Here is a 26606-nt window from a genome sequence, read left to right as displayed (position 1 = left end):
GTGTGGGGGTGGTCGTGATGGATACCGACAAGAGGATCGACCCGCTCACCGGATCGCGAAGCCTGCCGGCAGGAGCGTTCCCCCTGTCAGCGGTGCAGCGCAGCATGTGGTTTGCGCAGCAACTTCACCCGACGGTCCCGTACTTCATCGCGCAGTACATCGAGTTCCACGGCGATTTGGACATGCAACTGCTCAGTCGCGCCGCGGTGGAGGCTGCCCACGAGTTCGAATCACCGTTTCTACGGTTGATGTACCCGGATGGGGAGCCCTGCCAGATCGTGGACTTCACGATCGACCCGGGCATCGACTACTTCGACTTCCGCGAGCGTGAGAACCCTCGGCAGGCTGCCTCGGAGTGGATGGACAACGATTACGCGACGACGCTCGATCTGACTCGCGATCGTCTCGTCGAGATGACAATTCTTCAAACTGGTGATCGGGATTACCTGTGGTACACCAGGATTCATCACGTCGCTCTCGACGGATACAGCGGTATGACGATCGTCAATCGGATTGCGGCGATCTACACCGCAGCCGTCGAAGGTCGAGAGCCTGCGGTGAACAAGGCGCTCGACGTCACGACGCTGTCCGAGCTCGACCAGAAGTACCGCGAATCGAGCCGATTCGAAGCCGACCGCGAGTACTGGGCCCAGCGTGTGTCGGGCGTCGAACACGGTTCGACGTTGGCCACCCGTGAGGGACCCCCGACTGCACGCAGTGAACTCGTCAGTGCCGCGATGTCGGCGAACAGCCTTGCTGCCTTGGACGAGTGGAATTCACGTTCCGGTGCAACTCCGGCCGCAGTGTTGATTTCGGCACTGGCGTGCTACCTGTCCCGCAGTACCGGCTACGACGACGTGCTGATCAACCTGCCGGTTTCCGCGAGGACGACGGCACCGCTGCAGCGGTCCGGCGGAATGCTGGTCAACGTCGCGCCGCTACACATCCACGTAAACCCGGACGAAAGTGTCGACGATCTGGTCGGGCGCGTGCAACTCGAACTTCTCGGTGCGCTTCGTCATCAGCGATGCAGCCTCGAGGACATCCGGCGTGATGCCGGTCTGACCGTCGGCGACGCGCGTCTGTCCGGCCCGATGATGAATGTGATGCTCTTCCGGCAGGAGATAACCCTCGGGCCACTGACCGGTGAGTATCACATCGTCACGTCGGGTCCGGTCGAGGATCTGCTGGTCAACGTGTACCAGAGCGGCGATCCGGCGCAGACGTTGATCGACTTTCGCGGAAACCCCAATCGCTACGGACACGACGAACTGGCCGAGCACCACCGGGCGTTCACCGAGTTGGTCGCAGAACTGACAGCAGCACCGGCCGGTACGCCGATGAACCGGATTCATCCGGCAAGTGCCGAGGCAGGGGCGCGCAGTGCACAGCGCAGGGAACTCGAGCGGTTCTGGGCGAGATACCTGGGGGACTCCGACGAGGGCTCCACACTGGACCTCGAGACACTGGGCCTCGAGCGAATCGACGCCGAATCGGAGCCCACCGGTACGAATCGGCTGAGCGTCCCACTCGATCCCGCGGTCGCCGAACTTGCGCGCACGGAAGGCGTCTCCCTCTTTGCCGTTGTCCATGCCGCATTTGCTTCGTTGCTGTCGAGATCGACCGAGCGCCGGGACGTGCTGATCGGAACGAGGACCGAGTGGGGAACCTTGCCCCTGCGCTGCGAGGTCGATCCGGCGGCGCCGTTCGACGAGTTCGTGAGTTCTCTTGCTCGAGAACGCGATACGTTGTCGATTCGATCGGCGGCAGGTGTCCCCGCACTGCCCGAGTTGCACGTCCACCTCAACGACGGCTCGCAGGAGACCACGATTGCCGGCCTCGACGTGGCGATCGACGTCCACGCAGATACCGGCGCCCTCGAGGTTGCGTACTCCACGCAGCACTACGCCGAATCCACGGTCCGAGCCTTCCTCTCGCGACTGGTGCGGATCCTTGCAGGCGCAGCAGCAGCCCCGCGAACGCCGGTCGGAGACCTCGATCTCCTCGACGACTTCGAGCGCGAGTCCCTGGTACCGGCGCGGGGAGCGACCGCGTCCTCCCCGTTGACCCTCCCCGATATTCTCCGCCGGGCCTCGGCTGTGAACCCCGATGCCCCAGCGCTCGTTTTCGGTGATCGTGAGGTGAGCTACCGGGATCTCGACGCCGAGTCGAACACACTCGCCCGTGAACTGATCAACAGGGGAGTCGGCCCCGGCACCTATGTCGCCCTTGCGCTGTCGAGGTCTCTCGAATCGGTGACCGCGACGTGGGCGGTGGCCAAGACCGGCGGTGCATTCCTCCCGATCGATCCGCACTACCCCGAGGATCGTATTCGGCACATGCTCACCGATTCGGGAGCTGTAGTCGGAATCAGTGTGGGGGAGCACCACGGCGGGCTCGCCGATTCGGTGGATTGGCTGCTCCTCGACGAACTGGACACCTCGCACCATTCCGATGCACCGGTCGACGACGCCGAGCGGCGTACGCGCCTGAGCTACGACGATCCGGCATACCTCATCTACACGTCCGGCTCCACTGGTGTCCCCAAAGGCGTCGTGGTCAGTCACCGCGGGCTGAGCAGCTTCGCCGACGAAGAACGAGTCAGGTTCGGAGTCGAACCTGGAGACCGCACCCTGCATTTCTCGTCGCCGAGCTTCGACGCTTCGGTCCTCGAACTCCTCCTTGCCTTCGGGGGCGCGGCAACGATGGTGATCGCGCCGCCCACCGTGTACGGCGGCGACGAACTGGCACAGGTGATGCGTATCGGACGGGTCACCCACGCCTTCGTCACCCCGGCCGCGCTGGCAACAGTCGATCCCGCCGGCCTACCGGATCTACGAGTGGTCGTGACCGGCGGCGACGCATGCTCACCCGCGCTGGTGGATCAGTGGTCACACGGACGCTCGATGTTCAACGCGTACGGACCGACCGAAACCACCGTCGTCGCCACTCTGACCGGACCGCTGAGCAGCGATGTTCCCGTCACCATCGGGAAGCCGATGCGCGGAGCCGCAACCGTCCTCCTGGACTCGCGGCTTCAACCGGTGCCGATCGGTGTCGCCGGCGAGCTCTATGTGAGCGGTGTCGGTTTGGCGCGCGGGTACCACGCGCGTGCCACGATTACGGCCGAACGATTTGTTGCCGACCCCAACGGTGTTGCGGGAGAGCGCATGTACCGCACGGGTGACCTCGCGCGGTGGAACGGCGAGGGTGAGCTGGAGTACCTCGGCCGGAGCGACTTCCAGATCAAGATCCGCGGTTTCCGCGTCGAGCTCGGCGAGATCGACGACGTGCTGCGCCGCCACCCGAGCGTCGCACAGGCAGTCACCGCCGGAGTTGCGGGCCCGAGTGGGGAAACACTGTTGGCGGCGTACGTCACGGCGGCTGCGGGCACACACATCGACAACTCCGAGCTGGTCGCCCACGCGAGATCTTCGTTGGCAGCCCACATGGTTCCGGCGCGGATCGTCGTCCTCGACTCCATTCCGTTGACTCCGGCAGGAAAGATCGACAGGAAAGCGTTACCGGACATCGATTCTGTGGGCGGGTCGGCTGAATACCGTGCCCCTGAGACCTCGACCGAGAAGCGAATTTCGGCGGTGTTCTGCGATCTGCTCGGTATCACCCGGGCGGGAGCAGACGACAGTTTCTTCGACCTCGGCGGTGACTCGTTGATCGCGACCCGCGTCGTGTCGCGAGTCAACGGAGCTCTCGGAACGACGCTGAGCGTTCTCGACCTCTTCGAGGCGCCGACCGTCTCCGCTCTGGCAGCACGTGCCGACCTCGCGGACTCGCGGAACACACGTGCCCCGGCACTGACGCGTATCGATCGCCCTGACCGGATACCGGTATCTCTGGCGCAGCAACGAATGTGGCTGACCAATCAACTCGATCCGAGTTCGCCGGCGTACAACATTCCGATCGCGGTTTCGATGACCGGCGATCTCGACGTCGATGCACTGTTCACCGCGCTGCGGGACGTGATCGTTCGACACGAGATCTTGCGGACCGTTTTCCCCGAGAGTGCGCGTGGCCCCGTCCAGCACGTTCTCGGTGTGGACGAGATGTTCGATCATCTCGAGGTGGAAACGGTGCCTGCCGCAGCGACCTCGGCGCGGGCGAGTGAGCTCGCGCGAGAGGGATTCGACGTCAGCGAATCGGTGCCGATCCGCGCGACTCTGCTCGAGGTGAACGAACGCGAGCACACCTTGGTCCTCGTCGTGCACCACATTGCAGCAGACGGCCTGTCGATGGCGCCGCTGGCTCGTGACGTGATGGTGGCGTACGCCTCGCGGGCGAGCGGACGCGTGCCGGCGTGGCTGCCACTCGAAGTGCAGTACGGCGATTTCAGCGAGTGGCAACGCGGAGCGCTCGGTGAAGCGTCCGACCCGGATTCGATTCTTGCCGAGCAGTTGCGGTTCTGGTCGCACACGCTCACCGAACGCGGTGAGCTCGCGGAACTGCCGATGGATCACCCGCGGCCTGCGGGTGTCTCGCTGCGCGGTGACGATCTCGATTTCCGGATCGACTCCGCGACGTACCGCCGGGTCGGCGAGATCGCGGCGCGCAGCGACGTCAGCGTGTTCATGGTGATCCACGCCGCGCTGGCCGTCCTGCTCAGCCGAGAATCCGGAGCGAACGACATCACGATCGGCACTCCGGTGGCCGGGCGGAGCGAGCGCGCTCTCGACGACGTCGTCGGAATGTTCGTCAACACGGTGGTGCTGAGGACGGTTCTCGAGGGGGGACTCACCTTCGGTGAAGTTCTCACCCGCGTCCGCGACGTCGACGTGGCGGCCTTGCAGCACACCGAAGTGCCGTACGACGTACTCGTCGAATCCCTCGCAGACAACCAGGCGCCGCTGTTCCAGGTGATGCTGGTGATGCAGGGCGCCGCTCCCACCGAGGTCACTTTGCCCGAGCTCGAGGTCACGGTCGACGAACTGTCGACGGGCGCGGCAAAGTTCGACCTTCAGGTCATTCTCACCGACCGCGGCGACCATCTCGACGGCCAGTTGAACTACGCCAGCCAGCTTTTCGACTCGGACACCATGTCCGGCCTCGCTGATCGCTTCACGATGCTCCTCGACGCGGTAGCTGCCTACCCGGAATCCGTCGTCGGCGACGTCGATCTCACAGCTCCGGGCGAGGCGGAACTGGTCCTCGAGCGTTGGAATGCCACCGAACACGCCGTACCGATCACCACCCTCTCGGACCTGGTGGCGGAGCAGGCAGCCCGGACACCCGAGGGGGCCGCGCTGGTCTACGGCGAGCGGACACTGACCTATGCGGAGTTCGACGCGAGGGTCGGTGAACTTGCCAGAACCCTCATCGCCCGCGGGGTCGGCCCGGACATGCGCGTCGCGGTGTCGATTCGACGGTCACCGGAACTACTCGTCGCGGTCCACGCCGTGATCCGTGCCGGTGCGGCATACGTCCCGGTGGATCCCGATCATCCCGCCGAGCGCATCGCGTACGTCTTCGACATCGCGGAACCGATCTGCGTGCTGAGCCGGCCCCAGGACCACGGCGCTCTTCCCGCGCGAGTCCCGATCGTGGACGTCGATCTCGATCGTCAGGTGTCCACGACGGCGCCGATCACCGACGCTGATCGGCTCGGACCCCTCCGCCCGGACAATGCTGCTTACGTGATCTTCACGTCCGGATCGACGGGTCGACCGAAAGGTGTTGCAGTATCACACCGTTCGATCGTCAATCGCCTGCTGTGGATGCAGGACACGTACCCCCTTCACGCGTCGGACGTGGTGCTGCACAAGACCCCGGTGACCTTCGACGTCTCGGTGTGGGAACTGTTCTGGCCCCTGCAGACCGGCGCGCAGTTGGTGATCGCGGAACCGGACGGGCACCGTGATCCCGGGTACCTGTCGGCGTTGATTGCCGACAGAGGCGTCACGACGGCGCACTTCGTTCCGTCGATGCTCGCGGAATTCGTCGCTGCCGCGACTGCCGGGCAGTGTGCAAGCCTGCGTCAGGTGTTCTGCAGCGGTGAAGCCCTCGCGCCTACCACTGCGGAGGCGTTCACCCGTCTGAGTTCTGCGGGACTGTTCAACCTGTACGGACCCACGGAGGCTGCCGTCGACGTCAGCGCCGCCGAATTCACCCCCGACATGACCGTCACCGTTCCCATCGGTGCGCCCGTGTGGAACACCCAGCTCTATGTCCTCGACGGGCGGCTGCATCCGGTTCCGGTCGGCGTTCACGGCGAGCTGTACCTGGCGGGAGTGCAACTGGCGCGTGGATACCTCGGGCGCAGCGATCTCACCGCCGACAGGTTCGTGGCCGATCCGTACGGCCCTTCGGGCACCCGGATGTACCGAACCGGTGATGTCGTCCGGTGGCGCGCCGACGGGTTGCTCGACTATGTCGGTCGACGCGATTTCCAGGTCAAGATCCGCGGCCAGCGCATCGAACTCGCCGAGGTCGAAGCAGCGTTGCTCAGGCTGCCCGGTGTCGCGCAAGCTGCTGCTCTCGTCCATCACGACGACGTGGTCGGTGACAGTTTGGTCGGCTACGTCATCGCCGAGACCGGCACTTCGATCGACACGGACGGCCTACGCACCGAGTTGAGAGGTCTCCTTCCGGCCTACATGGTTCCCGCTGTGGTCATCGCCCTCGACGTGTTCCCTCTCGGTTCGACCGGCAAGCTTGATCGGAAGGCTCTGCCCGCGCCCAGCTTCGACAGCTCGCAGACGTATCTGGCGCCGCGAACACCGCTCGAAGCGCAGTTGGCGGCGATCTTCGAGGAGCTTCTGGAATCCGGGGCAGTCGGTGTTCACGACAACTTCTTCGAGATCGGCGGAAACAGCCTCGTCGCTGCACGCGCTGTGGCGCGCGTGAACGATTCGCTGTCGTTGAACTTGTCGATCAGAGAGTTGTTCGACGCGCCGACCGTTGCGCAGTTGGCTGTCGAGTGCGCAACGGCACGAGGGGGACCGGCAGTCCTTCCGCTCGAGGCATTGCCGCGGCCACAGACGATCCCGCTGTCGCTGGCACAAAAGCGCATGTGGTTCGTCAATCAATTCGACGTCACGTCCGCGGCGTACAACGTCGCCATAGCGATCAGGCTGAGAGGCCGGTTGGACGTTGCCGTGTTGGAGGGCGCGATCACCGACGTGCTTACTCGCCACGAATCGCTGCGCACGCTGTTTCCCATGATCGAGGGAGTGCCGGCGCAGGTGATCGTAGAACCCGGTGAAGCGTTGGGCGCGCTGCCGGTTGTCGCCGCAAACGCCGAAGCGGTACTCGGGGAGATCGAACGTCTCACCTCGAGGGGCTTCGACGTCACGCAGGCTCCACCGATCAGGGCGGAACTGATCGAGGTCGACGAAGAAGATCACGTCCTGACCGTGGTCGTCCATCACATCTGCGCCGACGGATTCTCGATGGCACCGTTGGCGTTCGACGTGATGAGCGCGTACTCGGCAAGGCATCGAGGTGAGGCGCCCGACTGGTCTCCTCTTCCGGTCCAGTACGCGGACTTCGCCATCTGGCAGGAAAGGGCTCTCGGTCGGATCGACGAAGCGGACAGCACTCTTGCCGGTCAGCTCGAGTACTGGACACGTCAACTGGCGAGTGTTCCCGAACTTCTTGCGCTCCCCGCAGATCGACCGCGTCCGCGTGTGCAGGATCTCTCGGGCGGCGTCGTTCGATTCGACATCGATGCCGGCATCCACCGTCGTCTGAGCGAAACCGCGATCGAACACCGAAGCAGTATGTTCATGGCGGTACACGCCGCATACGCAGTGCTCGTGGCGAGATTGTCCGGCATGGAAGACATCACGATCGGCTCACCGATCGCCGGGCGCGGAAATGCCCTGCTGGATCCGATGGTCGGTATGTTCGTCGGCACGTTGGTCCTGCGCGCCGACGTCGACCCCGCCGCCTCGTTCACCGATCTGTTGGCCAGAGTTCGCAGCACCGACCTCGACGCCTTCGCTCACGCAGACGTCCCCTTCGAGCGCGTCGTCGATGCGCTGGCTCCGGAGCGGTCGACGTCGCATTCACCGTTGTTCCAGGTGATGCTGGAGTTCAAGAACACCACTCGGCCAGCAGTTAGTCTGACGGATTTGGACGTCGAGGTCCTCGAACTCGAATCCGCCGTCTCGAATTTCGATCTGCAACTCACGCTTGCCGAGACCTTCGACGACGACGGCCGGCCGGCCGGAATCGAGGCCGGGTTCACCTACGCCAGCGCCCTGTTCGACGAGTCGACCGTCGAAGGTTTCGCTCGATACCTGGTTCGGATTCTCGGTGCTGTCACCGAATCACCGCACACGCCGGTCGGCGACATCGATCTCGTGAGTGATCTCGACACGATTCGCGCCGTCGCACCGGAACTTCCCGAGCAGGTTCACTTCTCGACGTTGCTCGAGCGCAAGTACGTCGACGAACCGCAGAGGACTGCACTGATTTTCGGCGACCGCCATCTGACCTACTCCGATCTGGACCACCGCGCCAACCGGCTTGCACGACTGTTGATCAGCCGCGGGGTCGGTCCGGAATCCGTTGTCGCCCTGGCATTACCACGCTCACTGGAATCCGTGGTCGCGATCTGGGCGGTTGCCCGGTCCGGCGCTGCATTCGTACCCGTCGACCCGGCGTATCCCGTCGACCGCGTGCACCACATGATCAACGACTCGGGAGCGGGCGTCGTTCTCACCACCGCCGAGCATGTGGGTGTCGTCCCCGACGAGGCAGACGCCGTTCTGCTCGATCAGGCAAAGACACTCGCAACCCTCGAACAGATCGGTGATCAGCGGATAGGTGCCTCGGAGCTGCTGGCTGCGGTGTCCCTGGACAACCCGGCCTATGTCATCTACACCTCCGGTTCCACCGGCGTCCCCAAAGGCGTCATGGTCACTCACCGTGGGCTTTCGGCACTCGCCGAGCAGGAACGCAGTCGCTTCCGCGTCGAGTCGACCTCGCGCACGCTGCATTTCAGCTCACCGAGCTTCGACGCCTCGATTCTCGAACTCCTGATGGCTGTTGGTGCCGGGGCCACGATGGTCATCGCCTCACCGAGCATCATCGGCGGAACCGAACTGACGAGTCTGATCGCCGACCAGCACGTCACGCACGCCTTCATCACACCAGCCGCTCTGGCCACGGTCGATCCGAGCGGACTGAACGAGCTGGTGTGCATCGGAACCGGCGGCGACGTCTGCCCACCCGACCTCGTCGCCGCCTGGGTCAGCGATCACCGGATCATGATCAATGCCTACGGACCAACCGAATCGACGGTCGTCGCCAGCATCACCGAGCCGATGTCCCCGACCGATCGAGTGACGATCGGTCGCCCGTCGACAGGCATCAGCGCGTGGGTCCTCGACAATCGCCTGCACCGCGTCCCGGTCGGAGTGACGGGAGAGCTGTACGTCAGCGGCGACGGACTCGCCCGCGGTTACCGAAACCGCGCCGGCACGACCGCCGAACGATTCGTGCCCAATCCCGCGGGCAGTGCGGGCACACGGATGTACCGAACCGGTGACCTCGCCAGGTGGAACAAGAACGGCGAACTCGAGTACCAGGGTCGAGGCGATTTCCAGGTCAAGATTCGCGGATTCCGCATCGAACTCGGCGAGATCGAGGCAGTTCTGGCTCGCTATCCCGGCGTTGCACATTCCGTGGTGACCACGCTCGAACGTGACGGAGGCGCCGCACGGATCGTCGGATACGTCGTGCCTGCCAACGACGCTCAGACTGTGGATCCCGAGGCCGTCATCGCGTTCGCGGGCTCGGCTCTGGCCCCGTACATGGTTCCTGCGGTCGTGGTCGTTCTCGACGAACTGCCGATGACTGCCAACGGAAAGCTCGACCGCCGAGCCCTGCCGGTTCCCGACTTGCGAGCAACCCAGGCACGCTCGCGGGCCGCCGAATCCGATACCGAACGCACGCTGGCCGCCTTGTTCGTCGATGTCCTCGGTGTCGAATCGGTGGGCGTCGACGACTCGTTCTTCTCGATGGGCGGCGATTCGATCATGTCGATTCAGCTCGTCGCCCGTGCCCGCGATGCCGGGCTCGTCTTCACCCCGCGTGACGTCTTCGAGGTGAAATCGGTCGCCGGTCTTGCGGTTTTGCTGGCATCGACCAAGGACGACGAACCCGAGGTGCTCGAGGAACTTCCCGGAGACGGCGTGGGCCACGTGCCGTTGATGCCGGTGGCTCAGTGGTGGCTCGACCGGCTCGGCTCCGATCTCCGAGGTCTCGATTCGTTCTCCCAAGCGACTCTTCTCAACGCGCCGCACGGGCTTCACAGTGTGGAGCAGTTGACCGCGGCTCTTCAAGTTGTTCTCGATCGTCACGACATCCTTCGCGCACGCCTCGAGCTCGACGGCGAGCGCAGGCTTGTTGTCGGCGAGCCGGGATCTGTTGCAGCCGAGAATATTTGCCGGGTGATCGAGGTAGAGGCCGAGCCGGGCACCGCGGTGTTCGACGCGGCGATCGTCGACGCACTGGGCGGTGCGCGTCGAGAACTCGACCCCGGCCGGGGCGTGATGGTGCGGGTCGTCTGGTTGTCCGGCGTGCGCAACACCGGCCGGCTGCTCCTGGTGATCCACCACCTCGCCGTCGACGGTGTCTCCTGGCGCGTCCTCGTGCCGGAACTTGCGTCGGCTTTCCACCGCATCGATGCAGGCGAGGAACCGGAGCCGTCGTACTCGGGCACGTCGGTTCGTCGTTGGTCGCATGCGCTCCGCGACATCGCGCCCGATCGAAGAGTCGAATTGCCCCGGTGGCGTTCGATACTCGAAGGTGCCGACCCGCTGATCGGAACCCGGCCGCTGGACCCGCGGCTCGACACGTTCGATTCGGTCGGCCGAGTTGTCGCCGACGTACCCGTCGAACTGTCCGACACAGTCCTGACCACGCTTCCGGCGCTTTTCGGTGGATCAGTCAACGACGGTCTCGTTGCTGCTCTCGCACTGGCACTGACGCAGTGGAGGCAGGCACAGGGCATACGAACCGACAACGTGCTCATCTCGATGGAGGGCCACGGACGCGAAGCTCACGTGGTGCCCGGTGCGGACGTCCTGCACACGGTCGGCTGGTTCACCAGCGTCTTCCCGATGCGGATCGACCTCGCCGGCATCGACATCGCGGAAGTGATGAGCAGCGCCCCAGAGGCAGCGGTGGTGCTCAAGCGTGTCAAGGAAGAACTCTTGGGTGTTCCGGACAGCGGCATCGGCTACGGAGTTCTGCGTTACCTCGACGAGGTGGGTCGAGCGGAACTCGAAGACCTCCGCCAACCGCAGATCTCGTTCAACTATCTGGGCCGTTTCTCCGGCACCGAAGCAGGAGAGTCACTGGGGGACTGGGCACTGGCCCGGGACGTCGATCTGGAAGCGGCAGCGCGGTCCGAGATGCCAGTGGGTTCGGTCCTGGACGTCAACGTCGTCACCACCGAGATCTCGGGCGCACCGCACATCGGTGCCACTATCGCCTATCCCACCGGCGTGCTGGCAGAGCGCGATGCTCGCGCCATCGCCGACCTCTGGGTGCAGGCGTTGCGCGCGCTGGCCACCTATGCCGAACACAGCGAACGCGGGGGACTCACCCCGTCGGACATCGACCTGATCGACCTCGACCAGGATTCCATCGACCACCTCGAGCGCGAGTTCCCGACACTGACCGACGTCTGGTCCCTCTCACCACTGCAATCCGGACTGCTCTTCCACGCCCGCTACGCCGAACACACTGTGGACGCGTACACCGTCCAACTCGCACTCGAACTCGACGGCGTCGACGCGTCCCGGTTGCACCGCGCCGCACAGGCACTGCTCGACAGACACGAGAACCTACGCGCGGCGTTCACGACCGACACCGGTGGACGATCGGTGCAGGTGATCAACGCAGACGTTGACGTGCCGTGGACCGAGATCGACATCTCTCCGTTGGCCCCCACCGAACAAGCGACCGAGATACGCGAGCTTCTCCATGCGGATCGGGTCCGCGGCTTCGACATGGCCACTCCGCCCCTGCTGCGGTTCCTGCTTCTGCGAACCGGTGACGACGCGTATCGGTTGATCCTGACCAACCACCACATCCTCCTCGACGGATGGTCGATGCCGCTGCTGGTCCGCGACCTACTGACGCTCTACGCGACAGACAGTGATCACAGTGCCATCCCACGCGTACACCCCTACCGGGACTATCTGAGCTGGATCAGCACTCGCGACGACAGCGTGTCGATCGAAGCCTGGGGCGAAGCACTCCGCGGACTCGACGACCCGACGCTGCTCACCGGAACTCACGCCGTCGACGAGGACGGCGCTACCTCACGCTCGACGACCACAGCGCTCGGAGAACGTGAGACGGAACTTCTGCGTGGATTCGTCCGCTCCCGTGGCCTGACGACAGCCTCCTTGATCCAGGTGGCCTGGGGAATCGTGCTCGCCGAACTCCTCGGCCGCGACGACGTCGTCTTCGGTGGAACCGTCTCCGGCCGACCACCCCAGGTGTCCGGCGTCGAGTCGATGGTGGGTTTGTTCATCAACACCGTCCCCGTCCGAGTTCGCCTCGATCCAAGAGAGTCCCTGGCGGCGCTGTGCGTTCGCGTCCAAGCGGAACAGGCGCGGTTGTCCGATCACCATCATGTCGGGCTTTCGCACATCACTTCGGCTGTGGGGTCCGCTGCATCGTTCGACACGCTGACTGTGTTCGAGTCGTATCCCGTCGACCGCGGTGGACTCTCCTCCGGCACCGACATAGCCGGAATGCACGTTCTCGACGTCCACGACGCCGAGGATGCCGCGCACTATCCACTCGCGATCGTTGCCTCTGCGGCAGACGGGCGACTGCGGCTCAAATTCGAGTATTTCCCGGGAGTCCTGGGCGATCACGACATCGACGCGATCGCCGACCGGCTGCTCCGCACCCTCGAGCTGATCACCGCGCAACCGGATCTCCCGCTGGCGAAACTGCGCCTGATGCCGGATTCGCAAGTGCAGCAATTGGTTCCCGCGCGCGGCCGGCAGGGCCGCTCGGTCAGGACACTCGATCGCATCTTTTCGGACACTGCGAGCAGATTCCCCGAACGGGTCGCACTGTCCTGTGGTGACAGAAAGATGACCTATCGAGAGCTGGACGAGGCGTCGAACCAGTGGGCGCGCGTGCTCATCTCGGAAGGCGCCGGCCCGGACTCACGGGTGGCGATCTGTGTGGAACGCTCCTTCGAATCCGTCGCAGCGGTCTGGGCGATCACCAAGACCGGCGCCGCCTTCGTGCCGATCGATCCTCGCTACCCGAGTGACCGGATCTCGTTCATGCTCGAGGACTCGGCATCCTCGCTCGGATTGACCACGGCTGCCCACAGACCCGGCGACGGCGGTGTGACGAAGTGGCTCGAACTCGACGACCCGACGAGCATCGCTCGGCTCTCCGGAGTATCCGCGGCGCCGCTACGCGAGGACGAGCGTCGAGGAACCCCGCGGTTGGAGAACACTGCCTACCTCATCTACACCTCGGGCTCGACCGGCCGACCCAAGGGCGTCGTCGTCACGCACACCGGTCTCGAGAACTTCGCCGACGAACAGCGTCATCGCTACGGTCTCACCGAGAATTCACGCGCACTGCATTTCGCCTCTCCGAGCTTCGACGCCTCCGTTCTCGAGTACCTGCTCGCCTTCGCCGTCGGCGGCGAACTGGTCGTAGCTCCCACCACCGTCTACGGAGGAACCGAACTGGCCGACGTTCTCGGCGAGGGACATGTCACCCACGCGTTCATCACGCCTGCAGCGCTGACGTCGGTGGATCCCGAGGGAATCGACGAACTGACCACCATCACGGTGGGCGGCGAGGCGCCCTCGGCGGACCTGGTGCGCACCTGGGCGCCGGGAAGATCGTTCGTCAACGTCTACGGACCCACCGAAACCACCATCTCCTGCAACCTCAGCGACCCCATCCCGGCCGGCGAGAAGGTCTATCTCGGACCGCCGAACCGCGGATTCAGCGAGGTCGTCCTCGATCGCAGACTTCAACCGGTGTCCGTCGGAGTTCCCGGCGAACTGTATGTCGCCGGAGTCGGACTCGCGCGCGGCTATCACGGGCGCTCACCACTGACAAGCGAACGATTTGTCGCCAACCCGTACGGCGAGCCGGGGGAGCGGATGTACCGCACGGGCGACGTGGTGCGCTGGCGCAGCGACCGCACCATCGAGTACCTCGGACGCAGCGACTTCCAGGTCAAGATCCGCGGCTTCCGTATCGAACTCGGCGAGGTCGACACGGCGTTGGGTCAGCTGCCCGGCGTGGAGTACGCGGTCACGTTGGCGGTGCGCGGACCCTCCGACGAGCAGGCCTTGGCGGCATATGTCGTCTGCGACGACGAACGCCGGGTGAGCGCCGAGGACATCCGGGCGGCGGCACGGGATCTACTGCCGGCACACATGGTGCCCGCAAGCGTCGTCGTGCTCGACGAACTACCGCTGACCGGCGTCGGCAAGGTCGATCGGGCTGCTCTTCCGGCGCCTCGTTTCGACACCGATGCCGAGACACTCACTGCACCGGCCACCGAGTTGGAACGGCTGGTGGTGGGCGTTTTCGAGGACGTGCTCGGAGTGTCTCCGATCGGTATCGACACTCACTTCTTCGACGTCGGCGGAAACTCACTGACCGCGACCCGCGTCATCGCCCGCGTCAACGCACTTCTCGGCACCGACATCGGCGTTCGAGGACTGTTCGAGTCTCCGACAGTTCGGCAGCTCTCGCGTCTGGCGGAGAGCGTCGGCCGCGGAGAGAACCCCAGACCACCGTTGACTCGGCGATCCCGCCCGGACCCACTGCCCGTGTCACTGGCACAGAAGCGGATGTGGTTCCTCAACCAGTTCGACGTGACGTCTCCCGCCTACAACGTTCCCCTGGCAGTGCGCCTCGACGGCGATCTGGACTTCGCCGCATTGCAGGCCGCGGTAGCGGACGTACTGGGGCGCCACGAGAGCTTGCGGACGAAGTTCCCCTCGATCGACGGACAGCCGGTTCAGCAGGTGATGTCCAGCGACGAGGTCATGCCGATCCTGGAACCGGAAATCGTCACTGCTGCCAGAGTGTCCGATCGAATCCTCGAGCTGGCCTCGGCAGGCTTCGACGCCTCGGCCGAAGTTCCGATTCGCTGCGCGGTCCTGCGCGTCGACGGGGACGAGCGCAGGCACGTACTCGTGATCGTCGTCCACCACATCGTCGCCGACGGGTTCTCGATGAACCCCCTGGCAGCGGACGTGGCAGCGGCCTATGCGGCCCGCAGTGCCGGCAGTGCGCCGAACTGGTCGGAACTGGCCGTGCAGTACGGCGACTTCGCTGTGTGGCAGCACGAAGTGCTCGGCTCCGAGGAAGATCCGGACTCGGCTCTGACCCGTCAGCTCGATTACTGGAAGGACCGACTCGCGGGACTGGGCGAGCCGATCGCGTTGCCGACGTCGTTCCCACGTCCGGCAAAGCCGTCCATGGTCGGCTCGGTCCACCGGTTCGCGGTATCGCCGCAGACCCATCGGGCGCTGACCGACCTGGCACGTGAGCACGGCACCACCATGTTCATGCTCATGCACGCAGCACTGGCGGTACTTGCGGCGCGCCTGGCCGGTACCGAGGACATCGCCATCGGAACACCCGTCGCCGGCCGCGGCGAGGCCGAACTCGATCACCTGGTCGGTATGTTCGTCAACACTCTCGTGCTGCGAACACAGATCACGCCCGACGCGTCGTTCGAGGACGTCCTCGCCCAGGTTCGCGAAGGCGACCTCGGCGCGTTCCAGCACACCGATTTGCCCTTCGAAAGGTTGGTCGACGCACTCGACCCGGAACGCTCGACTTCGCACACTCCGTTGTTCCAGATCCTCATCGAGTTCCGCAACAATGCACTCCCACAACTCGAATTGCCGGGGCTGTCGGTCTCGGGAGTCGAGTTCGACCTACCCGTCGCCAAGTTCGATCTGCAACTCTCGGTCACCGAGCGTTACGACGCGGATGGCGGAACGGATGGAATCGACGCCGAATTCATCTACGCCACAGACCTGTTCGACGGTGACTTGATCGATTCGTTCTCACGCAGACTGCTCACCATCCTCGAGGCGGTCTCCCGAGAGCCGTCGACTCCTACCGGTGACATCGACGTCGTGGGCGCCGACGAGCGTCGACAGATGCTGACCGAGTGGCACACTCACGCCGAACCGGCTCCAGCGGACAACATCGCGGACCGATTCTTCGAGGCTGTTGCAGCACATCCGTCGTCGACCGCGGTCAACGACAGCGACGGCGCCATGACGTACGCCGAACTGGACGGGCGCGCTAACCGCCTGGCGCGGCTCCTGATCGGCCGCGGTATCGGTCCGGAATCCGTGGTGGCTGTTGCGATGCCCAGAACCACCGATCTCGTGCTCGCCCTCGTCGCCGTCATCAAAACCGGAGCGGCATACCTGCCGGTCGACATCACCTACCCGGCCGAGCGCATGCGGTTCCTCTTCGACGACGCGCGGCCGGTATGCCTGGTCACGACCGGAGACTTCCGAAGTGACCTACCTTCGGAGATCATCGAATCCGGCATAGACGTCGTCGAACTCGGATCGCCGGAGATCGCGGTACGCCTCGATCACTCCGCGCCCCGTCGCATCACCGACGCGGACCGGACGACACCACTTCTGCCCGACGCGATCGCGTACATCATCTACACCTCCGGATCCACAGGGCGCCCCAAAGGTGTCCAGGTCAGCCACCGCAACGTCCTGACTCTGATGGACAACACCGCCCCGACGTTCGGGTTCGACGACACGGACGTGTGGACCATGTTCCACTCGTACGCATTCGACTTCTCCGTCTGGGAGCTGTGGGGGCCGCTGCTACACGGGGGCCGGCTGGTCGTCGTCGACTACTACACGACCAGATCACCGGACATGTTCCACGAACTGCTCCGCAGGGAGCGAGTGACGGTGCTGAACCAAACACCCACCGCCTTCTACCAACTCGCCGAAGCCGACCGTGCGTACTCACCGAACGGCACGGATCCCGACCTTGCACTGCGCTACGTCGTCTTCGGTGGCGAAGCGCTCGACCTCGGGCAGTTACGCAAGTGGTACGACAGGCGGGCCGACACGGCTCCGACGTTGGTCAACATGTACGGGATCACCGAGACGACAGTGCACGTCAGTCGAATCGCACTCGACCGCAACGACAGCGAGCACGCGTCGGCGAGCATCATCGGGCGAGCAGTACCGGGATTGTCCGTCTACGTACTCGATCGGCGACTGAACTTGGTACCACCAGGTGTCGTCGGCGAAATGTACGTCGCCGGTGATCAGGTGACTCGGGGATACCTCGGGAAACCCGCATTGACTTCGGTGCGGTTCCTTCCCGATCCATTCGGTAGTTCGGGGGATCGAATGTATCGGAGCGGGGACCTGGCGAGGTGGAACGACGCGGGGCAGTTGGAGTACGTGGGCCGCAGTGATTTCCAGGTGAAGGTGCGTGGTTTCCGCATCGAACTCGGAGAGATCGAAGCCGCAATGCTCCGCTGCCCCGGCGTCGCTGCCTCGGTAGCACTTGTTCGGACAGAGGGAGCGTCACCGCGGATCGTCGGGTACGTGGTCGCCGAAACAGGCAGTACCGTCGATTCAGCGACGGTGACCGACTTCGTCGCCGCCGAACTCGCGGAGTACATGGTGCCCACCGCGATCGTCGTCCTCGAATCGCTTCCACTGACGGTCAACGGAAAGCTCGACCGACGCAGCCTCCCGGCTCCGGACTTCACCGTCACGGGACCAACCGAGGCGACGCGGGCGCCGGCCACCGCTACCGAAGCGGTCCTCGCGGACCTCTTCGCGGAGGTGCTGGGTCGGGGCAGTATCGGAGTGGACGATTCCTTCTTCGGTCTCGGCGGCGATTCGATCATGTCGATCCAACTCGTCTCACGGGCGAAGTCCGCAGGCCTCGTCTTCACTCCGCGGGACGTCTTCGAAGCGAAGACCGTGGCCGGCCTCACCAAAGTGCTCCTCATCGAATCATCGGAAACGGCACCGGTTCTCACGGAGCTACCCGGCGGGGGAGCCGGCCCGCTACCGCTCACGCCGATCATGGAGTGGCTCGTCGAACGCAGTCGCGGTGACCTGAGCACGATCCGCAGTTACAGCCAGAGCGCGCTGATCGCACTGCCCGCGGATGTCTCCGGCCCCGCGCTGGAACGAGCATTGCAAACGATCCTCGATCGTCACGACGTGCTGCGGGCGCGCCTGGACGCCGCGACTCACCAACTCGAGATCCGCGAGCCAGGGAGCATCACCGCCCCCGACATCCTGCGCCGAACCCCCATCGTGTCCACCAGCGGCGAAGAATTCGTCGCCGCTGCGGAAACCGCGATGCAGGACGCATCCAGCCGCCTCGATCCCGAACACGGGAAGATGATCAGCGCAGTCTGGTTGGATCCCGTCAGCTCGAACGGCAACCGGGCCGAAGCCGGACGGTTGCTCCTGGTCCTTCATCACCTCGCGGTCGACGGTGTGTCCTGGCGCATGCTCGTCCCGGGCCTGGTCACTGCTTATGCCTCGGCGTTCGACGGAGAAACACCGATACTTCCGCCGGGCGGAACGTCGATACGTCGCTGGGCGACAGCGCTCGCCGAGACCGCTGCGCAGCGACGCGACGAGATCGACCTGTGGTCGAGAATGCGGACCGACGAGCCATTGCTCGGGGCACGCGGGCTCGACCCAGCCGTCGATGTCGGAGCCACCGTCGACCGCGTCAGCGTCGACGTTCCGACCTCCGTGACCGAGAACGTCATCTCGACGGTGCCTCAGCATTTCGGAGGCTCGGTGAACGACGGGCTGCTCGCTGCTCTCGCGATTGCCGTCACCGCCTGGCGTCGATCGCGCGGACAGCGCAGCGGGGACGTGCTCGTCAACCTCGAAGGGCACGGCCGCGAGGAGAACGCCGTACCGGGCGCCGACCTCTCGCGCACGGTCGGCTGGTTCACCACCTTGTTCCCCGTCCGGATCGATCTCACCGGACTCGATGTCGTCGATGCACTGGCCGGGGGATCAACCGCCGCCTCCGCCGTGAAACTCGTCAAGGAAACGCTGCTCGGCCTGCCCGACAACGGAATCGGGTTCGGCATCCTGAAGTACCTCGATCGAAACGAGGAACTTCGTGAGCTGCCCACGCCGCAGATCTCGTTCAACTACCTCGGACGATTTGCCGGCTCGGATCCCGAGCACGGCGAAGTGCCGTGGCTGCCGATCTCGGAAGTGACCCTCGACGAAGCGCACAGCGGCGAATTGGCCGCCGCGTCGGTGCTCGACATCAACGCCGTCACGACCGATACCGCACACGGTCCGATTCTGCGCGCCACGTGGTCCTTCCCCCGCGGCATTCTCAGCGAGGCCGAAGTCACCGAACTGGCGGAGCTCTGGACCCGAGCACTGGGCGCACTGAGTGAATACGTGGAGGAACACTCCGAGCGCGAGCTCACGCCCACCGATCTCGATCTCGTCACCGCGGATCAACAGAGCATCGAACAGCTCGAGCGCAGATTCCCCGACCTGACCGACATCTGGTCACTGTCACCTCTGCAATCGGGCATGCTCTTCCACGCCCAGTTCGACGAAACCGAAATCGACCCGTACATGGTGCAACTGACCCTCGAGCTCGGGGGTCGGGTGGAGGCGCCGCGCCTGCGCCGCGCCGCGCAGGCCTTGGTTGATCGTCATCCGAGCCTGCGCGCGGGATTTGTCTCCGCACCGGGAGGGCGGGCACTGCAGGTGATCCGTTCCGGTGTCGACATCGGCTGGGCCGAGATCGACCTGTCCGGAGCCGAAGACAGTGAAGTCGCGTTCGGTCAGCTGCTCGAACGCGATCGCGCTCATCGTTTCGACATGGAAACAGCCCCGTTGATCCGCTTCATGCTCGTGCGAATCGGACCGGACACAGCACGCCTCGTCGTGACGAACCACCACATCCTGCTCGACGGCTGGTCCACCCCGCTGTTGCTTCGAGACCTGCTCACTCTCTACGCAACCGACGGTGACCCCGAGATTCTGCCCCGAGTTCAGTCGTATCGCGACTATCTCTCCTGGATCTCGAAGCAAGAACCCGAGACTTCGCTACGGGCGTGGCAAGAAGCGCTACGGGGCGTCGACACGTCCACCCACCTCTCGAGGGCAGACACCGCCGCCGAAACCGTGGCAAGTGAAATCCACTCGTACTCGCTTCCGACCGAACGAGCCGAGACTCTTCGGGCGTTCGCGCGAAGCCGCGGTCTGACCATGGCGACCCTGGTACAGGTGGCATGGGGAATCGTGCTCGCCGAACTTCTCGGACGCGACGACGTCGTCTTCGGCGGAACGGTCTCAGGACGCCCACCACAGGTGCCCGGCGTGGAATCGATAGTCGGCCTGTTCATCAACACGGTGCCTGTCCGAGTCCGCCTCGACGCCCGAGAAACCCTCGCCGAACTGGCCATTCGCATCCAATCCGAGCAAGCGTCATTGCTCGACCACCACCACATCGGACTGTCGGACATCGCCGGAGCAGTCGGCGCCGCCGGCTCCTTCGACACCCTGACGGTATTCGAGTCGTATCCCGTCGACGAGGCAGCCCTGACCGCCGAAACCGACATCGCGGGAATGCACGTTCTCGGCATCGACGGACGCGACTCGGCGCACTATCCGATTGCCGTGGTGGCGTCCGAAAGTGACACGCTGAATCTGAAGATGGAGTACTTGCCGACGCACTTCTCCGCCCGCGAAGTCGCCAAGATCACCGAGCGCGTGGGCATCGTCCTCGGGCAACTCGCCTCGGCACCGGATCAGCCGCTGGCCCGTCTGCAGGTTCTCACGGAGTTCGAGAGCCGTGATCTTGCGCCGGTCTTCGGCTCCCCGGGGCGCTCCGCGCGAACGCTCCCAGAGATTCTCGCCGACGTCTCTGCCACCTATCCCGACCGCATCGCGCTCTCGGCCGGCAGCCGTTCCATGACCTACGCCGAACTGGACCGGCGCTCGAACCAGTTGGCCAGAGCCATGATTCGCCGCGGCGCCGGGCCCGAGACGTCGGTTGCCATCGGCATCGAAAGGTCCGTCGAATCCGTACTCGCGGTGTGGGCGGTGGCCAAGACCGGCGCAGCGTTCGTCCCCGTCGACCCCACCTATCCGGCTGACCGAATCGAACACATGCTCAGCGACTCCGAGGTGCTGTTCGGGTTGACCGTCGTCGACGCCATCGACACACTTCCACCCATCGTGTCCTGGTTGGTGCTCGGAGAAGAGGCATTCGACGACGACGTCGCCACCAGTTGCACGCTGCCGATCACCCAGGACGAACGGCGTGCACCGGTGGTCATGGACAACGCCGCCTACGTGGTCTACACCTCGGGATCCACCGGCCGACCCAAGGGAGTTGTCGTCACCCACACCGGACTCGACAGCTTCGCACTCGACCAGCAGCGTCGATTCCACGCAGATCACCACTCTCGAACCCTGCACTTCGCCACCCCCAGCTTCGACGGAGCCGTCTTCGAGTACCTGCAGGCATTCGGTGTCGGAGCCACCATGGTGATCGTCCCGACCGACATCTACGGCGGCGCCGAACTGGCAAGTCTCATCCGCCGCGAACACGTCACTCACGCGTTCGTCACCACGGCAGCGCTCGCCACCGTCGACCCGGCCGGCCTGGACGAGTTCCGGCACGTCGTCGTCGGGGGAGAGACACTACCGCCGCATCTCGTCGGCCTCTGGGCTCCCGGACGAGAATTCGTCAACGCCTACGGCCCGACCGAGACAACCGTCATGGCAGACATCAGCGAACCCATGACAGTGGGCGCACCCATCACGATCGGTGGACCGATCCGCGGCGTGCACGAGATGATCCTCGATTCGCGCCTGCAACCCGTACCCGTCGGAGCTCCCGGTGAGCTGTACATCGCCGGCATCGGCCTGGCTCGCGGATACCACCGGCGTCCCGGCCTGACCAGCGAGCGATTTGTCGCCGACCCCTTCGGCAAGCCAGGCGACCGGATGTACCGCACGGGCGACATCGTCTCCTGGCGAAGCGATCACACCATCGAATACGTCGGGCGCAGCGACTTCCAGGTCAAGATTCGCGGATTCCGCATCGAGCTCGGCGAGGTCGACGCCCAGATCACCGCAATGGCGAGTGTCACGAATTGCGTGACACTCGGCGTCGACGGACCGGCCGGCGCCACAGTTCTCGCGTCCTACCTCACCGTCGAGGAAGGATCGACGCTGACCGGGGCAGAGATCACCGCGCACCTCGCCGGACGTGTTCCCTCGCACATGGTTCCGGCCAGCATCATGATCGTCGACGAGCTACCGCGCACCGCGGTCGGCAAGCTCGATCGAAAAGCGTTGCCGACGCCGGAGTTTACCGGAACCGGTGTGGAATTCCGGGCGCCCGGCACCAGCCTCGAACGTCGGATCGCCGATGCGTTCATCGACGTACTCGGCGTCGAACGGGTCGGCGTCGACGACAATTTCTTCGAGCTCGGCGGCAACTCGCTGATCGCCACTCGCGTGGTCTCGCGGCTCAACTCCGCACTGAACATCGACGTCGGGGTGCGCGTGCTGTTCGAGGCACCGACGACGGCTCAGCTCGCCGAACGGCTCTCCAGCGCTGTCACTGCCGTCGGCGCTGTGCCGCTCACTCCCATGGAGCGCAGTGGCAGCGTCCCGCTCTCGTTGGCGCAGAAGCGCATGTGGTTCCTGAACCAATTCGACACACGCTCAGCCGCGTACAACATCCCACTAGCTGTTCGCCTTACCGGTGACCTCGACGTCACGGCCATGCAACAGGCCATCGCCGACGTCGTCGAGCGGCACGAAACACTGCGGACGGTGTTCCCCGCCGTCGGCGGCGATCCGATTCAGCAAGTGCTCACCGTCGACGAGGCAGTACCGCCGGTCCGTGAAATGACGTTGGGGGAGGACGAGCTCGCGGAGCGCATGCAACGACTCGCCACGACCGGCTTCGACGTGTCGGTGGACCTGCCGCTGCGCGTGGCACTGTTCCGACTCGACACCGCTGAACCCGTTCACATTCTGTTTGTCGTGGTCCATCACATCTGCGCCGACGGATCGTCGATGGCGCCGCTCGCACGCGACGTGATGACGGCCTACCTGGCGCGTACGGCAGGGACCGAGCCCACGTGGGCGCCACTCGAGGTGCAGTACGCAGACTTCACGTTGTGGCAGCATCGCGTCCTCGGATCGGAAGACGACCCGGAATCCGTCATCAGTCGCCAATTGCACTACTGGAGTGAGCAACTCGCCGGACTCGACGACGTCATCGCACTGCCCGCCGACCACCCGCGACCCGTGCAACAGACCTTCCACGGTGACCGATTCACCTTCGACATCGACGCGAACACCCACCGCGCCCTCGCGGACCTCACCAGGGCAAACGGTGTCACGATGTTCATGGCGCTGCACGGCGCGCTCGCAGTGCTGATGTCCAAGTTGTCGGGCGCCGACGAAGTCACCATCGGCACACCGATCGCCGGCCGAGGTCAGGCAGCGCTCGACCATCTCGTCGGAATGTTCGTCAACACACTGGTCCTGCGAACCAGCGTCGATCCCGACATCACGTTTGCCGACCTGTTGGAGCACGTCCGGGAAATCGACCTGGCCGCATTCCAGAACTCGGACCTGCCATTCGAACGGCTCGTCGACGTCATCAACCCAACCAGATCCACGTCGTACTCACCGTTGTTCCAGGTCGCCCTCGAACTTCAGAACAACGAACCCGCACATTTCCACCTACCCGGCCTCGACATCGACGGACTGACCGTGGAAACCAAATTCGCGAAGGAGGACCTGGAGCTGATCGTCGACGAGAAGTTCGACGAGTTCGGCATCCCGGCTGGGATGTCCGCAGCCTTCGACTTCGCAACCGATCTCTTCGAACCCGCCACCATTCGTCGGTTTGCCGACCGACTGCGCCTGATCCTGGACGCTGTCGGACGCGAACCCGCAACACGTATCGCCGACATCGGCATCCTCGGCGCCGACGAAACAGCTGCCCTGGTGCCGGCATCCGGTGCCGCCGCGACTCGAGCGCGGGTGTGGCCGGAGATCCTCGCCGAAGCAGTCGCCTCGAACCCGGATGCCCCAGCCCTCTCGAGTCGCGAGAGGTCGATGACCTACCGCGAGCTCGACGAGGAATCGACGAAGCTGGCGCGCGCGCTGTGTCGGCGCGGCGTCGGTCCCGAAGATTTTGTGGCGCTGGGTCTGCCGCGGTCCACCGCGGAGATCGTCGCGATCTGGGCGGTCACGAAAACCGGTGCAGCATTCTTGCCGGTCGACCCGAACTATCCCGACGATCGCATCAACCACATGCTCGACGATTCGCGGGCCGTACTCGGCATCACCGACGACGCTCACCGCAGTCAACTTCCCGACACGGTCGAGTGGATGGTCCTCGATGAAGCCGAGACCGTCGACGAGATCGACGCCCAGAGCGCAGCCGCGATCACCGATCGCGACCGCACGATCCCCTTGCATCACGGGCATCCCGCGTACCTGATCTACACCTCGGGTTCAACCGGGAAGCCGAAGGGCGTCATCGTCACCCACCTCGGGTTGTCAAACCTCAATGCCGAGGAACATCAGAGATTCAACGTCCAGCCCTATTCGCGGATCTCTCACCTGGCATCACCGAGCTTCGACGCCTCGGTCTTCGAACTCATGATGGCGTTCGGCAGCGGAGCGTGCCTGGTCGTCATCCCACCGACGGTCTTCGGCGGATCCGAGTTGGCCGAAATCTTTGCCGACGAACACGTCTCACACGCGTTCATCACTCCGACCGCGCTCAGCTCGATCGAAAGCTCCGCGCTACCCGAACTCCGCGTACTCGCAGTCGGTGGCGAAGCCTGCCCACCCGAACTCGTGGACATCTGGGGCCGCGACCGTCGCATGTTCAACGGATACGGACCCACCGAATCCACCATCCAGGCCAGCGTCAGTGAACCCATGCGGCCGGGCAAGGACATCAACATCGGACGACCGGCCATCGGCTTCGCCGGACTGGTCCTCGACGGGCACCTCAAGCCCGTGCCGGTGGGAGTCATCGGGGAGCTGTACGTGACCGGCCCCGGACTCGCCCGCGGATACCACAATCGTCCCGACCTTACCGCCGACCGATTTGTCGCCGATCCGTTCGGCGAACCAGGCCAGCGGATGTACCGCACGGGCGACCTGGTGCGCTGGCGCTCCGACAGCACCCTCGAATACCTGGGCCGCAGCGACTTCCAGATCAAGGTCCGCGGATTCCGCATCGAGCTCGGCGAAATCGACTCTGTCCTGATGGCACACCCATCCGTCTACTTCGCCGCCACACTCGGGCACGAAGCGCCGTCGGGGGAGACGATGATCGCCTCCTACATCCAGCCCGTGGAAGGACAGACCGTCGACGACTGGGAGCTTCGCCGCCATCTGTCTTCTCGCCTGCCCGCGCACATGGTTCCCGGCGCGATCGTCGTCGTCGACCGCATTCCGGTGACACCGGTCGGCAAGCTGGACCGCAAGGCACTGCCGACCCCGAGCTTCGAGCGACGCACGGTCCCGTACGCACCGCCGACAAACAACACCGAACGAACGGTCGTCGACATCTTCGAGACCGTGCTCGGGCACGAGCACATCGGCGTCGACGACGACTTCTTCGAACTGGGCGGAACGTCGATCGTGGCCACTCGCATCACCATCGAACTCGAGAAGCGTCTCGGGATGCGAGTGCCGTTGCAATCGCTTTTCCTGGATCCGACACCTGCCGGAGTCGCCCGGGCTGCCGACGGAATGGACGCACACTCGCCGGACGATTCGTCGGATCTTCTCGCCCCGATGATCACGCTGCGCGCCGGATCCGATCGTGCACCACTGTTCTTCGTCCATCCGGGTATCGGATTGTCCTGGGGTTACGCAGAATTCGTCAAGCATCTCGAGCTGGATCAACCCGTCTACGGTCTTCAGCTACCGTCCCTGAGCGGCGGGCCCAGCTTCGACTCGCTGACCGAACTCGCCGACGACTACGCGAATCGCATTGCAGCCGTGGCATCGACCGGCCCGATCCATCTGGCCGGCTGGTCGCTCGGCGGCGTGATCGCACACGCCGTGGCACACAGCCTCACTCGGAGCGGACGTGACGTGACTCTGTCGATACTCGACAGCTATCCGTCGTCGGATTCCGATCAGCCCGCAGAACTCTCGGTCTCCGAACTACTGGCCGGGCTCGCGATGCCGGCGGGATCCAAGACGGTCGAGACCTTCGAAGAAGCGGCGGAATTGCTGGAGCAGACCCTGGGTGCCGGAATCGGAATCGAAGCGGAGCATCTGGCGCGGATCAGTCGCGGTTACTCCCGCTCCGTCGAATTGACGAATCGGCACCAACCGCCTGTCCACGTTGGAGCCATCGAGTTCTTCGTAGCCGGAAGATCTACGGAGAACGGACACGATGTCGCCGAATGGCGAAGGTTTGTAGAAGGGGACATCCGAGTCACCGAAGTCGATTGCGAACACAACCAGATGATCGAACCGGGTCCGGCGGCAACCATAGCTGTACGATTGCGAGAAGTTATCGCTCAGTGGGGTGTCTGAACCAGGTTCGAC

The 26606-nt window shown here is 64.6% G+C and carries 1 protein-coding gene; it reads left to right on the top strand.

Going from position 1 to position 26606, the window contains the following annotated elements; genetic code table 11:
* Window positions 1-17 precede the first annotated feature (17 nt).
* Entirely contained in the window at window positions 18-26594 is a 26577-nt protein-coding gene (locus tag ACN50D_RS05105; protein ID WP_211920165.1) for a non-ribosomal peptide synthase/polyketide synthase, read from the top strand.
* The last annotated feature ends 12 nt before the right edge of the window (window positions 26595-26606 follow it).

The sequence above is a fragment of the Rhodococcus sp. SB1D genome (assembly GCF_048573875.1).
GTDB lineage: Bacteria > Actinomycetota > Actinomycetes > Mycobacteriales > Mycobacteriaceae > Rhodococcus_F > Rhodococcus_F qingshengii.
This window is presented reverse-complemented; position numbering and strand designations above follow the sequence as displayed.